The organism is Methylophilus sp. Leaf416, assembly GCF_001424665.1.
Lineage (GTDB): Bacteria > Pseudomonadota > Gammaproteobacteria > Burkholderiales > Methylophilaceae > Methylophilus.
The window spans coordinates 206686-223321 of record NZ_LMQS01000001.1; the positions used below are offsets into that span (position 1 = coordinate 206686).

At 47.2% G+C, this 16636-nt stretch carries 13 protein-coding genes; 6 read left to right on the forward strand and 7 right to left on the reverse strand.

The genetic code is table 11. The features are described 5' to 3' along the window. Window positions 1-453 precede the first annotated feature (453 nt). Window positions 454-3195 carry an Rne/Rng family ribonuclease gene (locus tag ASG34_RS00955; protein WP_055825414.1) on the forward strand — a complete coding sequence of 914 codons (2742 nt, stop codon included), beginning with the start codon at window positions 454-456 and terminating at the stop codon, window positions 3193-3195. Between the two features lie 95 nt (window positions 3196-3290). Here ASG34_RS00955 and crcB read toward each other — a convergent pair whose 3' ends face one another. Next, window positions 3291-3662 (reverse strand): fluoride efflux transporter CrcB, encoded by a 372-nt coding sequence (gene crcB / locus ASG34_RS00960; RefSeq protein WP_055825417.1) that lies wholly within the window; start codon window positions 3660-3662, stop codon window positions 3291-3293. A gap of 95 nt (window positions 3663-3757) precedes the next feature. Here crcB and glgA point away from each other — a divergent pair, with 95 nt between their 5' ends. Continuing rightward, window positions 3758-5206: a glycogen synthase GlgA gene (gene glgA, locus ASG34_RS00965; RefSeq protein WP_055825420.1), complete on the forward strand. Its 1449-nt coding sequence runs from the start codon at window positions 3758-3760 to the stop codon at window positions 5204-5206. A gap of 134 nt (window positions 5207-5340) precedes the next feature. On the opposite strand, the gene orn is transcribed toward glgA, so the two are convergent. After that, window positions 5341-5907, reverse strand: a complete 567-nt coding sequence (gene orn / locus ASG34_RS00970) for an oligoribonuclease (protein WP_055825424.1) — start codon at window positions 5905-5907, stop codon at window positions 5341-5343. A gap of 117 nt (window positions 5908-6024) precedes the next feature. Here orn and ASG34_RS00975 point away from each other — a divergent pair, with 117 nt between their 5' ends. Genes ASG34_RS00975 through rsgA form a run of 3 tightly spaced genes read left to right on the forward strand, consistent with a single transcriptional unit; the run spans window position 6025 to window position 8445 of the window. Beyond that, window positions 6025-7272, forward strand: coding sequence for a M48 family metallopeptidase (locus tag ASG34_RS00975; RefSeq protein ID WP_055825426.1), 1248 nt, complete (start codon window positions 6025-6027; stop codon window positions 7270-7272). Further along, window positions 7269-7568, forward strand: a complete 300-nt coding sequence (locus ASG34_RS00980) for a c-type cytochrome (protein ID WP_055825428.1) — start codon at window positions 7269-7271, stop codon at window positions 7566-7568. Before ASG34_RS00975 ends, ASG34_RS00980 begins: the two co-directional genes overlap by 4 nt. A gap of 1 nt (window position 7569) precedes the next feature. Further along, window positions 7570-8445 carry a ribosome small subunit-dependent GTPase A gene (rsgA, locus tag ASG34_RS00985; protein WP_055825431.1) on the forward strand — a complete coding sequence of 292 codons (876 nt, stop codon included), beginning with the start codon at window positions 7570-7572 and terminating at the stop codon, window positions 8443-8445. A gap of 167 nt (window positions 8446-8612) precedes the next feature. Here the strand turns inward: rsgA and ASG34_RS00990 are convergent, their stop codons facing one another. Next, window positions 8613-10484, reverse strand: a complete 1872-nt coding sequence (locus ASG34_RS00990) for an outer membrane protein assembly factor BamB family protein (RefSeq protein WP_055825434.1) — start codon at window positions 10482-10484, stop codon at window positions 8613-8615. A gap of 363 nt (window positions 10485-10847) precedes the next feature. On the opposite strand from ASG34_RS00990, the gene ASG34_RS00995 reads away from it, so the two are divergent. Next, window positions 10848-11978 carry a GntR family transcriptional regulator gene (locus ASG34_RS00995; RefSeq protein ID WP_255352308.1) on the forward strand — a complete coding sequence of 377 codons (1131 nt, stop codon included), beginning with the start codon at window positions 10848-10850 and terminating at the stop codon, window positions 11976-11978. Between the two features lie 307 nt (window positions 11979-12285). Here the strand turns inward: ASG34_RS00995 and ASG34_RS01000 are convergent, their stop codons facing one another. The 4 genes from ASG34_RS01000 to ASG34_RS01015 all read right to left on the reverse strand — a co-directional run bounded on the left by ASG34_RS01000 (window position 12286) and on the right by ASG34_RS01015 (window position 16615). After that, window positions 12286-12810 carry a PepSY domain-containing protein gene (locus tag ASG34_RS01000; protein ID WP_055825440.1) on the reverse strand — a complete coding sequence of 175 codons (525 nt, stop codon included), beginning with the start codon at window positions 12808-12810 and terminating at the stop codon, window positions 12286-12288. A gap of 174 nt (window positions 12811-12984) precedes the next feature. Beyond that, a complete protein-coding gene (locus tag ASG34_RS01005; protein ID WP_055825443.1) occupies window positions 12985-13779 on the reverse strand; it encodes a thymidylate synthase in 795 nt (264 codons plus the stop codon). A 26-nt stretch (window positions 13780-13805) separates the two neighbouring features. Next, window positions 13806-15239 carry a threonine synthase gene (thrC, locus tag ASG34_RS01010; protein ID WP_055825444.1) on the reverse strand — a complete coding sequence of 478 codons (1434 nt, stop codon included), beginning with the start codon at window positions 15237-15239 and terminating at the stop codon, window positions 13806-13808. 44 nt (window positions 15240-15283) lie between these two features. Continuing rightward, entirely contained in the window at window positions 15284-16615 is a 1332-nt protein-coding gene (locus ASG34_RS01015) for a homoserine dehydrogenase (RefSeq protein WP_055825449.1), read from the reverse strand. Between the last annotated feature and the right edge of the window lie 21 nt (window positions 16616-16636).

Sequence of the window (16636 nt, forward strand, 5' to 3'; positions counted from 1 at the left end):
TGGCTCCGCGTGTAAATTCAGAATCAAAAAATTTTGGTGAATACCGCTCGCCATCAAGTAGCGATAATTAATAGAAATACGAAACGCGAAGCTCAAGCAGAATAATTAATGATATGAGCCCGGCGTTTGCCAAACCCGAATTTTAACGAATTTAGACTCTGCATAGGGTTTTATTTTAGTAGATAAATAGTGTTGGATCATACAGGTGGATAACAATCCTACACCTGCCAAACCTTTCATCAAGCTAGACTCTGTCAGATATATTGAGTATCAATATGATTGCCCTTGCGGTTCATTGACATACTTAAATATTGTGCATATTGATGCATGCATTGCTTTACTGCTTTGCAATTGCCATTGCACCTTACCCCACGTTAGATTCAGGTGGTTGATTCACAACCCTGGCTCGCCCTGTACTCATTCGTATTCTGCAGCTTCGTTTAGGAGCACTGCATGAAAAGAATGTTATTTAACGCAACGCAATCAGAAGAATTGCGCGTTGCCATTGTCGATGGACAAAAACTGATTGACCTGGATATTGAACATGCTGGCAAAGAACAGCGTAAAAGCAATATCTACAAAGGGGTCATCACCCGTATTGAACCTTCCCTCGAAGCCGCCTTTGTCGACTATGGTACCGACAGACACGGCTTTTTGCCTTTCAAGGAAATCTCTCGCAGCTACTTCAATGATAAACCTGAAGGTCGCGCCCGTATCCAGGATGTGATCAAGGAAGGCCAGGAAGTCATCGTCCAGGTCGATAAAGATGAGCGCGGCAGCAAAGGCGCCGCCTTAACTACCTTTATCTCGCTGGCCGGCCGTTACCTGGTGCTGATGCCTAACAATCCACGCGGAGGTGGTGTTTCCCGCCGTATTGAAGGTGAAGACCGCAATGAATTGCGCGACACCATGGCACAACTTGAAGTGCCAAATGGCATGAGCATTATTGCGCGTACTGCCGGGATTGGCCGTACCGCTGAAGAATTGCAATGGGACCTGAATTACCTGACTCAATTATGGCAGGCCATTGAAGATGCTTCCAACTTCCAGCCTGGCGCCTACCTGATTTACCAGGAAAGCAGTCTGGTCATCCGTGCGATCCGTGATTACTTCAGTGCTGATATCGGCGAGATCCTGATTGATACCATTGACGTACATGAGCAAGCATTACAGTTTATGAATCACGTGATGCCAGGCAATGTCACACGCGTCAAACTGTATCAGGATGAAATTCCGTTATTCTCCCGCTTCCAGATCGAACACCAGATTGAATCGGCATTCTCACGTGAAGTGCGTCTGCCTTCCGGCGGTGCGATTGTGATCGACCATACCGAAGCACTGGTATCGATAGATGTCAACTCAGGCCGCTCAATTAAAGGCGCTGATATTGAACAAACTGCATTCAATACCAACCTGGAAGCAGCGGAAGAAGTGGCACGCCAGATGCGCCTGCGTGACCTGGGTGGCCTGGTCGTGATCGACTTTATCGATATGGAAAACCAGCGCAACCAGCGTGACGTGGAAAACGCACTGCGCGATGCATTGCACCACGACCGTGCACGTGTACAAATGGGCAAGATCTCACGTTTTGGTCTGTTAGAGCTTTCACGCCAGCGCCTGCGTCCTAGCCTGGGTGAAACTAACCATATGACCTGTCCGCGTTGTAATGGTACCGGTCATATCCGTGGCATTGAATCAACTGCATTGCATATTCTGCGCATTACACAAGAAGAAGCGATGAAGGACAACAGCGCGATCATCCAGGTGCAACTGCCTGTTGAAGCCGCGACTTTCCTGCTCAATGAAAAACGTGCAGATATTCACAAAATTGAACAACGCACCGGGGTAGAAGTCATCCTCATCCCTAACATTCATATGGAAACGCCAAACTACAATATCGTGCGTATCCGCCTGGATGATGTAAACGAAGAAACCAATCAAGCCAGCTACAAAATGGTAGATCTGCCAACTGAGTCAGATTACCAGCATCGTTTAGAACAGGCAGCTGCCCCAGGCAAAGTTGAAGCATTGGTAAAAGGCATTACCCCGGCAACCTCTGCACCCATCGTGGAAGAGAAGCCTGTTTACGTAGCCGTAGAACCTAAAAAATCATTCTTCGGTGTGATTAAATCCTGGTTGGGCCTGGAAGAAAAAGAAGCCGTAGTAGAAGTCACCAAGCCAGCCAGAGAAACCAAAGACAATGGTCGTGACCGTAATAAAAACCGTAATCGTCGTGACCGTGACCGCCAACGCGAACGTCCACAACAAGAACGCGGCGAACGCCAGGCTAAAGACCAAGATACTTCTAATAAACCAAGACAGGAGCGTCCACAACAAGAACGCCCGCTGCAGGAAAGAAATAATCAGCAAGAAAGAAACAATAAAGACAGGCAACCACGTCAACCCGCGCAAGAAGCAGTAAAAACGGATGCTAACCAGGCGGCATTAACTGCGCAGCCAGCTGAGAATAGAGAGCGTAGCGAGCGTGGTAATCGTCGTAACCGTCATGGTCGTCGTGATCGTCGCCCGCGTGATGAATCTGCTAACAGCGAAAATGCAGAAAATTTAAACAACAACCAGACGGTTGAAGCGCAATCAGTAACGCCTACGCAAGCGCCTGCTGTAACAGCGCCCGCGGCCAATACTGAAGCAAATACACCAGTCGTTGAAACCAAGTCAGCGGCAAAAGCTAATGTTGCTGAAACTATTGAAACGGCTACGCCAGCAAAAACAACTGCTGAAGTGAAAGTCAATGAAAACGCTGGATCTGACGAAGCCGGTGCAGAAAAACCGGCCCGTAATCGCTCACGTGGCGGAAAAGCCGCTAACAAAACGCGTAGTAAAGCTGCAGATGAAGCGTCGGCTAACGCTGCGCCAGCCATTGAGTTAGTTGAAACCGCAGCATCTAGCAAAGTCAGCAATGATGCGGCTGCTGAAAAACCAGAAGCCCAGAAGAAACCGGCAGCTGCTCGCAAGCGCAAACCAGCCGCCGCCAAAGAAGCTAACGCTTCAACTGCAGATTCAGGTATTCAACTGGTAGAGACTAATTCTGGTGAAAGCAAAGCTGCAGAGACTAAAACTGATGCGCCAGCTAAACCTAAGAAACCACGTGCTACTGCCAAGTGGAAAAAAGATGAAGCTGCCACTGGCGAAGCGAATCAAATGGTGATGGTAGAAACGCAGAAGAAAGAGTAGATTTCACTTCTGGTGCTATACCTAACCAGCAAAAAAGAGAGCCAGTGATGGCTCTCTTTTTTATGGGGTGCTTTTAAAGATGCATTTCTACATGCTTACTGCCAGCGCAGCACACACCAATAACCAATCATGGTCAGTACAATCGATACAATCACATGGCTGCTAATGTGGAGTACCGCCCAACCATAATTTTGTTTCTGCATGAGGGTAAAAGCCTCTGCCGAAAAGGTGGAGAATGTTGTTAATCCGCCGAGGAAACCGGTAGTCATCAATAAACGCCACTCGGGTGATAAATTTGGCACACTTTGCAATATGCCAAGCGCAACGCCCATTAATAAACCGCCTATCGCGTTGGCTAGAAAAGTCCCCAGGGGTATGACCCCTACCCCATTCAAACTGACAGACAAGCCCCAGCGTATCCATGCACCAACACTCGCTCCTACCGCTACTGCTAGCCAAGATTTCATTTTATTGTCCTTCTAAAACCAATTCAGGCAATGTATCATAACTCGTTAACGATACTGCCTATCCACCTCATTCTGTTTGATTTAAAGAGATTCCCTTGCGTTTATTATTTGCCACCTCAGAAATTTTCCCACTTATCAAAACAGGAGGCTTAGCAGACGTCAGCGGCGCTTTACCAACAGCACTATTTGCCGCCGGTATGGATATACAGATTGTGTTACCCGCCTACCGTGGCATGCTGGCCACCTGCGAATCACCGCGATGGCTTGGATCATTGCAGGTGTTTCATGATATCAACTGTGATATTTACCAGACCAAACTTCCAGGTACGCAGATTCCACTACTCCTGATTGATTACCCCCAACTTTATGACCGAGAAGGTGGGCCTTACCACCATCCCGTGTATGGCGAATGGCAGGATAATGCTTTACGTTTTGGCGTACTTTCTAAAGTAACCGCCTTACTGGCGACTCCTAATGCATTACAAGCATGGCAACCGGAAGTGGTCCACTGTAATGACTGGCAAACCGGCCTTACCCCTTACTATCTACGCCAGATGAACAGTGAGGCCAAGTCTGTTTTCAGCATTCATAATTTAGCATTCCAGGGTAATTTTCATGCAGATTGGCGCTTCCGCCTCACCCTGGGTGAACAGGACTTCAAAGTAGAAGGCTATGAGTTTTATGGCCAGATCTCCTTCATGAAAGCAGGTATTTATTACGCTGATTCCCTATCTACAGTCAGCCCGACCTATGCCAGAGAAATTCAAACCGAGCAATTTGGTTTCGGCTTTCAAGGCTTGCTGAAACATCGCGCAGCAGACTTGACCGGCATTTTAAATGGCATTGACACGCAGGTATGGAATCCGGCGACGGATGCCTATCTGCCAGTACATTACCATGTTGATAAATTGCGCTGCAAAAAAGAGGTTAAACATGCGCTGCAAACTGAACTGGGATTAGCACAACAGGCAAATGTGCCTTTGCTTGGCGTTGTCAGCCGGCTGACACACCAAAAAGGCCTGGATATGCTGGCTACGATTTCCCATCAACTGTTGGAAAGCGGCTGTCAATTAGCGGTATTGGGAAGCGGTGAACCTTTGCTGGAGCAACAGTATCAAGCGCTCATGCAGCAATATCCGGGGCAAGTGTCTGTCACCATCGGTTATAACGAACCGCTATCTCATCGCATCATGGCAGGTACGGATATTTTTGTGATGCCTTCTCGCTTTGAACCCTGTGGCCTAAACCAAATGTACGGCTTGCGCTATGGCACAATTCCCCTGGTCGCTAAAACCGGCGGCTTAGCGGACTCAGTGCATGGTGGTGAAATTAAGGCAGAAGGCGTGCCTGCAAACATGACAGGATTTGTAATGCCGCAAAATAATCCGTGGACACTTTTGGTCACATTACGTCAGGCAATAAAGGTATTTGCCAATCCTAGTCAGTGGCAACAGCTACAAAAACAGGCCATGCTACAAGATGTCAGCTGGGAAACCAGGGCTGAAAACTATTCAAACCTTTATCAAACCGTTGTTTTAAAATAAAAAAATCAACTCTCACTTTTAAGCCATAAAAAAGGAGGAGAGCTGGCACAGAAGATGCTTATTACTAATCAAGCTTCTCCAAAGCTAACTTCTCCTCCCTCAGGACGCCCAAGTAGGCGTCCTTTTTTTATCTATTACTCAGTCTTGGCTGGTGGTGTCATGACCAGGAAATGTTCACGGTAATACTTCAGCTCATCAATAGATTCATAAATATCAGCCAATGCTTCATGGCGACTGGCTTTTTTAAAGCCTGAATAGATGTCCGGGCGCCAGCGACGTGACAACTCTTTAAAAACGCTGACATCCAGATTGCGGTAATGAAAGAATTGCTCCAGACGCGGCATGTAACGCGCCATAAAACGTCTATCCTGACAGATAGAGTTGCCACACATAGGTGATTTGCTCGCAGGTACATGTTCTTTCAGGAAAGCCAGCATTGCATCAGTAGCCGCTTCTTCATCCAGCGTAGAGGCTTTTACTTTATCAATCAGGCCACTGCGGCCATGCGTACCTTTATTCCATGCATCCATGCCATCCAGCACAGCATCAGATTGATGAATGACCAAGACGGGAGACTCTGCAATCACGTTGAGTTGCGCATCTGTCACAACGGCTGCCAGTTCAAGAATACGATCTGTATCCGGTAGCAAGCCACTCATTTCCATATCCAGCCAGATTAAATTGTCCTGATTAGTCGCCAATTGTGTGCCTCATGTCATGATTTCCATTAAAATGAAACATTATATTCAGTTCAGTGAACAAGGTGGATATAAATCCATCAAAATAGCTATCAATTACTCTAAGAATCCGTAACCTTTATGACTGAACTCTTTACTCAAATTTTTGTTGCTGTCATTGCGATCAGCCTCATCATCCGTGTCTGGCTTGGCTTTCGTCATATCCGTCATATCCAGCAACATCGCCAGCAAGTCCCTGCCGCCTTTAGTGAAAGCATCAGCTTAGAAGCGCATCAGCGCGCAGCTGATTACACATCGGCAAAAGTGAAATTGCGCCTGAGTGAAACGGTAATGGAATCAGTCGTCCTGCTGGCCTTAACATTAGGCGGTGTTCTGCAAATGTTGGACCAGCTTTGGTTACAGTGGCTGCCAGAACATGAAGTTATCCGCGGCGCTTTAGTTATTTGCTCGGCCATGTTAATTTCGAGTGCCGCTACCTTGCCTTTCGACTATATCCAGACGTTCAACGTGGATGAGAAATTTGGCTTTAACAAAATGTCCCGGGCGATGTTTTTCGCAGATTTGATCAAACACTCAATCGTAGGCCTTTTGCTAGGTGGCCCGATATTATTCGTGGCGCTTTGGCTGATGCGAGGCGCTGGCGACTGGTGGTGGTTGTACCTGTGGTTAATCTGGAGTGCGTTCAACCTGTTTATGCTGGCCGTATACCCTATCTGGATTGCGCCTTTGTTCAATAAATTCACACCGATGGAAGACCAAGGCCTGAAAGCACGTATTGAAGCATTGCTGAAAAAATGCGGTTTTGCCAGCCAGGGTTTGTTTGTGATGGATGGTTCTACCCGCTCTGGTCATGGCAATGCTTACTTCACTGGTTTCGGTAAAAACAAGCGCGTTGTGTTTTTCGATACTTTATTGGAAAAACTGAATGCGGATGAGATTGAAGCCGTGCTGGCGCATGAGCTAGGGCATTTCAAACATCAACATGTAATCAAGCGTATCGTCATGATGTTTGGCTTGAGCCTGTTGGGATTGGCTTTGCTAGGCTTTTTAATGAAGCAGGACTGGTTTTATAACGGGTTGGGCGTTGCCCAAGCAAGCAATCATATGGCCTTGCTGCTGTTTATGATTGTCAGCCCGGTATTCATGTTTATTCTGCGCCCATTGCTGGCAGCTTATTCACGTACCAATGAGTTTGAAGCCGATCACTATGCGTCACAACAATCTCGCCCTCAATACCTGATTGATGCACTAGTTAAGTTATATCGCGATAATGCCTCGACACTGACACCTGATCCACTGCATTCGGCGTTTTATGATTCGCACCCACCTGCAAGTTTGCGCATTGCGAAATTGCAGACCTACGCATGAAAACATTAGTCATCATCGCTTTATCAACATTCGTATTCAATAACGCCTATGCTGCTGGCTCTCCCGACTTTCAAGCAGGTGAAAAGCTGGTTAAAACGCACTGCATTTCCTGCCATGCCAGCAGCTTCGGTGGCGATGGCAGCGGCATTTACACCAGGGAATACCGCAAAGTGCGCTCATTTAATGGCCTGAAAGCCCAGGTCACCAACTGTAATACCATGCTTAATCTCAAGTGGTTTGATGACGATGAGCAACAGGTAGTACAGTATCTTAATCACACCTACTATCATTTCTAATATGCTTGAAGAAGGATTGATAGTCTCTGCGTTTGGCAAGCGCTATAACGTTGAATTGGCTGATGGGCGCGTACTCAGTTGTGTTACGCGCGGCAAAAAAGTCGATAACGCTGCGGGTGACCGTGTGTCAGTCAAACTGACTTCACATAAAGAAGGCGTGATCGAGAAAACCCTGGTGCGCGATACCCTGCTCTACCGCAGCAACGCCTTTAAAAGCAAAATTCTTGCAGCCAATGTCACACAGATATTGATCGTGCTGGCCACCCAGCCCAGTTTTTATGAAGACCTGCTAAACCGCTGCCTGATCGCGGCTGAAGCTGCTGGCATACGCGCAGTGATTATTCTGAACAAGAGTGATTTGCCTAACCCAGATGCGGTGGAAAAGCTTGCCCGATATGCACAGTTAGGCTACATCTCCTTACCACTCAACGCCAAAGAATCGGTAGATGCTTTACGGCCTATCCTCGCCGGACATACGAGCATACTGGTTGGACAATCCGGGATGGGTAAATCAACCATTATTAACGGCTTATTGCCCGAGGTACGTAGTAAGACCCAGGAAATCAGTACTACCCTAGATAGTGGCAAACATACCACTACGGCTACCCATCTTTATCATCTGGATGTTGACAGTGCCATCATAGACTCCCCCGGCCTACAAGAATTTGGGTTATACCACATCGACAATATCGCGCTCGAATATGCTTTTGTTGAGTTTAGGCCGCATATTGGCCACTGCAAATTCAATAACTGCACGCATACACATGAGCCTGAATGCATGATCCTGGAAGCCGTTGCCAAAGGTGAAATCGCCCCAGCAAGACATCAGATTTTCCAGCAGATACGTGCTGAAAACGCTGTCCATATTTACGGTTAGGCGCTAACTACTTCTTCTTTAGTCCAATGATTTTTAATGCAGATTAAACTGCTGCCCGCTCTGAATTTTATTTTTATTGTCAGCACTCTATAAAGCAAAACACCCTGCCGAAGCAGGGTGTTTTTAAGTCTACGCTTTTCTACGCGTAATGTGAGACAAGTCTCAAATTACAGTGCAAAAACGTTTAGTGCACCGCCGCCAGGAGCAGCGTTGTACTTGGTCAACTCTTTGTAACCACCAGCAGCACCCAGTGCGTCGGTGTCACTTGTCATACCCAGGTTCATCGCCACGCCAGCCCAACCACCGATACCTGAAAAGATACCAACGTATTGTTTACCTTTGTTACCGTAGGTGAATGCGTTACCAATCGCACCTGAACCAACCTGGAATTTCCACAACTCTTTACCGGATTTGGCATCAACCGCTTTGAACCAACGATCCAGAGTACCGTAGAACACCAAATCAGATGCTGTTGTCAGAGCGCCACTCCATGCAGAGAATTTCTCTTTGTTGTACCAAACTTTTTTGTTGGTCATTGGATCATAAGCGCCGAAGCCACCCATCACACCGTCAGGACCAGCAAACATAGTCAAAGTCGCACCCACCCATGGTTGGCCAGCAACGTATTTGGACTCAACTGGCTCGTATGTCATACATACGTGGTTCAGTGGAGAATACATCAAACCGGTTTTTGGTGAGTAAGCAGCTGGTTGTTGGTCTTTAGTACCCAACGCAGCCGGGCAAATGCCTTTAGCGTTGTAGTCCTGGTGAGTTGAATAACGGCCATCTTTGCTTGGTACGCCTGTTTTCAGGTCTACGTCATTTGCCCAGTTAACGAATGGATGTACTTTTTCAGCAGCAATCAAAGAACCTGTGTTTGCATTCCATGTGTAAGCAAAACCGTTGCGGTCATGGTGCCAAGCGTATGTTTTGCCACCTTTGTCGAACAGGATGACTTCGTTTACGCCATCGTAATCCCACTCATCATGTGGTGTCATTTGCATCGCCCATTTGGCCACGCCAGTGTCCAGATCACGTGCAGTCACAGTCATGGACCATTTGTTGTCGCCTGGACGTACATCCGGGTTCCAAACAGATGGGTTACCAGCACCGTAGTAAACCAGGTTTGTTTTTGGATCATACGGCCACCAGCCCCACACGGAACCACCACCATGTTGCCAGCCATCTTTGATCGCTTGTGGTTTCAACCAGGTACGTGTACCCAATTCTTTTTCGCCACCTTTGATTTGTTCAGCCGTCAAACGTTTGAAAGAACCACCTTCTCTGTTACCGCCGTTTACGTCTTGGTAAACTGACAGTGCGTTATACAGAGGATTGTCTTTGTTAGTGTTTGCGTCATGCAATGTTTCGCTGTCCGGGCCTGTTGAGTAGGCTTTCCATGCAGTGGAACCATCTTTGATGTTATAAGCCTGGATAAAGCAACGTACGCCGAATTCAGCACCTGAACAACCGGTCAATACTTTGTCTTTAATCACGTGTGGCGCGTTAGTGTTAGTCGCACCTACTTTTGGATCTGTGTTTTTAACTTCCCAGATTTTTTTGCCGTCTTTAGCATCTAAAGCAACCAGCATACCGTCATTCTGTTGCAAGAAAATTTTACCGTCGCCGAAACCCAGGCCACGTGTCACGTTATCACAGCACAGTACCGCTTGAACGCTAGGGTCTTGTTTAGGGAAATAGGACCAAACGATTTTTTGGTTATCATTCAGATCCAGAGCGTAAACGTTGTTTGGGAAAGCAGATACCAGGTACATCATATTGCCCACAACCACTGGTGAACCTTCGTGACCACGGTTTACACCGGTAGCGAATGTCCAGGCGGCTTTCAGGTTTTTGATGTTGCCCTTGTTAATTTGTGCCAAAGCGCTATAGCCCTGGTTATTGTGTTGGCCACGTGGATGTGCCCAGTTATTTGGGTCTTTCATCGCGGCTTCTTGGTCAGCAGCTGCAAACGCCATCACTGGCAAGGCAAGTGCTACGCTAGCAGCAACACCAAAAGCAGTTTTGATTTTCATCATAGTTATATCTCCGAAGATAAATCACATGTAGCAATATTGAAGAAACATTTAAACATTGCGGAATGCTTAAAGTTTGCAACCGGACTAGGCTTCCAGAGCTTTTTAACCATCTGGTAACAGATGTATCACTTTATTAAGCGGTTGTAACTGTAATATAGATAGCCAGGGATAACAGCCAGCCAGTTCAGGGTTTTATTCATGGGCCAGATAGGGAATTTTTCCGAAAACTTTGTTGAATTGATTTTTTTTTGTATCATTCTGTTATTGAGGGACATGTCCTAGTGTGACCTTCAAGTAATTTCGACATCTTCATTTGCAAAGATGATGCTTTTTTACTTGATAAATTTAAGGTAAACACTGGCTGTGCTCAGACCCTGGCATTACTCTCTGGTATTAGACAAAGACTCCTCTTCGTCCATCCATCAACAACTCATAGGGCATTTCCGCACCATGATTGAAGGCGGAGCCTGGCTTGGCGGTAGCGCCCTGCCCAGCTCACGCGACATTGCACAACGCCTGGGGATTAACCGCAAAACAGTTTCCCGTGTGTACGAAGAGCTTTCAGCCTTAGGCCTGATCTATACGCAGCCTAAGCGCGGTACTTTTGTATCAAGCGCATTACCATCAGCTTTAAATGAATCAGAGACATACCCCCCTTTGCAGCGCCAGCAGGTAGACCCTTATTCGAACAGCATTCACCACCTGATCCAGAAAACCAGTTTGCACCACATCCGTAGAGCAGCTTTGCACATGCACAAGCTGCAAGCGCATGATTACGATGCCACCGGATTGTTTAACCTTAAACATATGCTGGCTAATCTATTGGCGCATGAAAGAAGGTTCCTGGTGTCTCCTGACCATATCGCCTGCGGAAGCTGGCTAGCGCTGCAATACGCTGTCATCCAAAGTATCAGGCCCGAAGATGGATTGTTGCTGGCGGATCATCATACAAGCGCGGTGATGATCAAGAGCCTGCAAAAACAAGGTATTAGCGTTATTCAACTGCCGGAAAGTAATGGCAATCAGGCAATAAACTTTACCGAGCAGATCGAAAAGTATTGTATTAATTATCCCGTAGCGGCGGTCTGGTGTAATAGCTCGACACTCTTTAATCATGAGAGTGATGCAGCCGGCCAAACGCTGCTTATCCAAAAATTAGCTGACTACCACTTATTGTTGATTGATGACCAGCGTGGCAGTTTTCCATTAAGCCAGCAAAACCATCCACCCTTAGCCAGCAAATACGCTAAAAGCATGATGCTGGGAAGCTTGTACGGCAACTTTTGCGACACTTTTAACTTGTGCTTTGTCGCCAGCAATGAGAACCTTTCCAGCGAGTTTCTGAACGCCTTGAATGAGCAACACCAACAATCCTCATTGCTCAATATGCTGGCTCAAAGTGAGTTGATCAAACGCGGAGAATACAAAAAACTGCTGACTGGTATTTATCGCTTCATGCAAACCCCTGATGCCAAATTGTTGACACCAGCATAAGTTATGCATACAACCAAATGGTTGTAATCAACCACCTAAAATTCAGGAAAAACTCCCATTGACTGAAAAAAACGTTTTTTCAATCATCAGTTTAAATGCACACCTCAAACTGGCATACAAAATGCTGGTTACAAGCAGGGAGTGAACTATCACTAGGACCGATATGGGCAACTGCAAATTTGCCCATATCGGGGTAGACACTCCCTAACTTGCATATTGATCTCATGCAAAAAAGGCACCGCTGCCGCGGTGCCTTTTTGAACATCTTGAATGCCTGAGTAAACTTACAGGCTATTCAATTCACTTATTACTCTTGGCCAATTTGGTAAACTTCATAACTGGTTTCAACGATTTTGCCAGTCGTTGCGTCTACTTCAACTTTCACTTCTTCGTTGTCAGCTTCAAGAATATCAAACTCGTAGGAAGCTTTACCATCGGGCTCAAGTTCGTATTCTGTTTCTACGACCTTGCCTGGATGTGCTGCTAAAGCGGTGGCTTTTGCATCTTCTTCAGATACTTTTGCCAGAGCCTTGAATCTTTCATCATCAGCAGTCACTTCTTCTTCTACCTCAGTGATTTTGCCAGTTTTGGCATTGCACTCGATATCCCAGGCCTTACCATCGTTAGATTGTACGTCAAACTCATAAACCAGTTGCTTACGCTCAGACTTGGCTTCCAGTTTAACGATTTTGCCGTCATGCTTGGACAAAGCTGCTTTTACGCATTTACCCAGGCTGTCATAGGCTTTTGGCTTGATAGTTTCGTGGTCAGCAAACGCCTGACCAGACAATAGACCGCACAGGGCGGCAGTGATAATTGACACTTTTTGCATTTTTGATCTCCGTGTTAAAGTCATGATGAGGGTGCGATGCGCAAGCTAGGTACTCTCACACCGCGATTCATAACGCGAAAAGGATATCAAAAACGTAATTAGTTGTTTTAAATATTACATTCTGTTAACAAAATGGCTAAAAATAGCCATTTGTGATGAATTTTACAAACTGGACTATACAGCGACTGGCGCCTTAATGGCCGGATGTGGATCATAACCTTGCAGCGTAAAGTCTTCAAAACTGAAAGCGAAGATGTCCTTTACTTCCGGGTTAATAAGCATCGTAGGCAACGCACGTTCTGAGCGCGACAATTGTTCCTTCACCTGTTCCATATGGTTATTATAAATATGCGCATCGCCAAGCGTATGGACGAAATCACCTAATTGCAGATCGCAGACTTGCGCGACCATCATGGTCAGTAAGGCATAAGAAGCAATATTGAATGGCACACCGAGGAAAATATCTGCGCTGCGCTGATACAGCTGGCAGCTCAATTTACCATCCGCCACATAAAACTGGAAAAATGCGTGACACGGCGGCAGCTTCATTTGGTCAACATCAGCCACGTTCCAGGCAGACACGATCAAACGACGTGAGTCTGGCGTCTTCTTGATCTGGTTTACGACTTGTGTGATCTGGTCTATGTGAGAACCGTCAGGCTTAGGCCAGTTGCGCCATTGGTAGCCATATACAGGGCCAAGATTGCCTTCAGCATCCGCCCACTCATCCCAGATTTTTACGCCGTTTTCTTTCAAGTAGGCAATGTTGGTGCTGCCTTTTAAAAACCACAGAAGCTCATGAATAATAGATTTTAAATGGACTTTTTTGGTCGTCAGTAACGGAAAGCCTTGCGCCAGGTTAAAACGCATCTGGTAACCAAATACAGAAATCGTACCGGTGCCGGTACGGTCAGTTTTCTGGTGCCCGTGTGCAAGCACGTGGTTTAGCAGGTCATGATATTGTTGCATACATGGACTCCGTCAGTTTGAGATGGTTAGGTATTGGCAACAATGAAGCTTTTGATTAAATCTACATTGGCATCCAGTACGGTAGACTTCTGTGGCAAGTCTTCCAGGCCTTCCAGGCTGGCCGGACGTTCAGGCACTTCACCCAGCGCTTCCACGATAGCATCTTCGAATTTGGCGGCCAACGCTGTTTCCAACACTAGCATGGGCACATTCGGGTCGCGTTTTTCCAAGGCGACTTTTAAGCCATCTGCAGTATGCGTATCGATAGTGACGCCGTATTTTTCTTTGGTTGCGCGTATGGTTTGCAGGCGATTTGCATGATTGCTGCTACCGGACACGAAACCGAAATCACCTACCTGGTCGAAATAGCCCTCGGTGTTCAAGTCAAACTTGCCACCGTGATCAACTGCCGTCCATAGCTCGCGTATCCTGGCGCTATCACGGCCTACCAGGTCATAAACAAAACGCTCAAAATTGGAGGCTTTGCTGATATCCATGGACGGACTGGAGGTCTGGTAAGTATTAGCAGCGCCACGTGGCGCATAAACACCGGTCTTGAAGAATTCATCAAGAACGTCATTCTCATTCGTCGCTACTATCAATTGCGCAATCGGCAAACCCATCATGCGGGCGATATGGCCAGCACAGACATTACCAAAGTTGCCACTTGGGACGCTGAAACTGACTTTCTGGTCATTACTGGTGGTGACTGCCAGGTAACCCTTAAAGTAATACACGATTTGTGCCGCAATACGGCCCCAGTTGATGGAGTTCACGGCACCGATTTTATATTGCGCTTTGAAAGTGTGGTCGTTGGATACGGCTTTAACGATATCCTGTGCATCATCAAACACGCCTTTCACGGCAATATTGAAAATATTGTCATCTTGCAGGCTGAACATTTGCGCAGTCTGGAAGCGGCTCATTTTCTGGTAGGGCGATAGCATAAATACGCGCACGCCTTTTTTGCCGCGCATGGCGTATTCAGCGGCGGAGCCGGTGTCGCCTGAAGTGGCGCCCAGGATATTGGTCGTCTGGCCGGTTTTGGTCAGCACGTATTCAAACAGGTTACCCAGCAACTGCATGGCCATATCTTTAAAAGCCAGGGTTGGGCCATTGGAAAGACTTAACAGGTACAGGTTATCTTCCAGCTTAATGGTCGGTGTGATATCTTCGGCAGATTGCCCCGCACGTGTATAACCATATACGTCAGCGCGATAGGTTTTGTCGATAATGGCTTGCAGGTCGGTATGCGGGATATCGTTGTTATCCACCAGGCGCGACAAAATCGCAAACGCCAGCTCACGGTAATTCATACTGCGCATGGCCGTCAAATCAGCGTCACTGAATTGCGGGTATTGCTCAGGCAGGTATAAGCCGCCATCTGGCGCCAGGCCACCCAGCAAAATTTCACTAAAACTCGAGGCGGCAGACTGTCCGCGGGTACTGATATATTTCATTACATTAAACCTAATAATTTATAGCCACATTATGCAAAACTAGCTTAGCGCGACAATGTTTCCAGACGGATTTTGGTCACTGCGCCGGCGATTGCAGGTAAGGCTTCAATCTTGGCGATACCGGCATCCATGGTTTTTTCTTGGGTGGTATGCGTAAGAATAATGATATCTGCCTCGGCTTCACCTTCTTGCGGTTCTTTTTGCAGCATGGCATCAATCGAGATCGCTAAATCTGCCAGGATCTTGGTCACATCAGCCATCACACCTGGCTTGTCGGAAACACGTAAGCGAAGGTAATAACCAGACTGTATTTCGGCAATCGGCAATACCGGCAACGCTTGCTGCTGATCCAGTTGGTAACCCAGGAAAGCCACTCGCTGCTCTGCAGTAGTGCCATGCAAGCGCGCAATGTCGACCAGATCAGCCACCACCGCACTGGCGGTAGGTTCAGCACCGGCACCAGCACCGTAGTACAAGGTTGGCCCTACTGCATCACCTTTCACCACGACAGCGTTCATCGCGCCATCGACATTGGCAATCAGGCGTTTTTCAGGGATCAAGGTTGGATGCACGCGCAACTCAATGCCCGCTTCGGTTTTTTTGCTGATGCCCAACAATTTAACTCGATAACCTAACTCTCCCGCATACTGGATATCCTGGGTGGTCAGTTTGGTGATGCCTTCAGTAAAGGCCTGTTCAAACTGCATCGGCGTACCAAATGCAATGCTGGCCATGATGGTCAGTTTGTGGGCGGCATCAATGCCTTCCACATCAAAGGTCGGATCGGCCTCTGCGTAACCCAGACGCTGTGCTTCTTTGAGCACGTCCGCAAAGGCCAGGCCTTTGTCACGCATTTCAGTCAGAATAAAGTTGGTGGTGCCATTGATAATGCCGGCTACCCATTCAATTTTGTTCGCACTCAAACCTTCACGCAATGCCTTGATGATAGGGATACCACCCGCCACTGCCGCTTCAAAGGCCACAATTACGCCCTGCTCAGCCGCTGCCTTAAAAATCTCGTTGCCGTGTACGGCCAGCAAAGCCTTGTTAGCGGTAACCACATGCTTACCATTAGCAATGGCTTGCAACACCAGTTCTTTGGCGATGGTATAGCCGCCAATAAGCTCGACCACCACATCCACTTCAGGATTATTGACAACCGCAAATGCATCATCGGTCACAGCAACCTGGCCGCCAGTCACTTGCCTTGCCAGTTCCAGGTTTCGGTCAGCCACTTGCACGATGCGGATATTGCCGCCAATGCGGCGCGCGATATCAGACTGGTTGCGCGTCAGCACGGTATAAGTGCCGCCGCCAACTGTACCTATGCCCAATAAACCTACTTTTAATTCTTTACCGACTTTTAGTTCTTTCATATCCACATTCTATAACTTAGC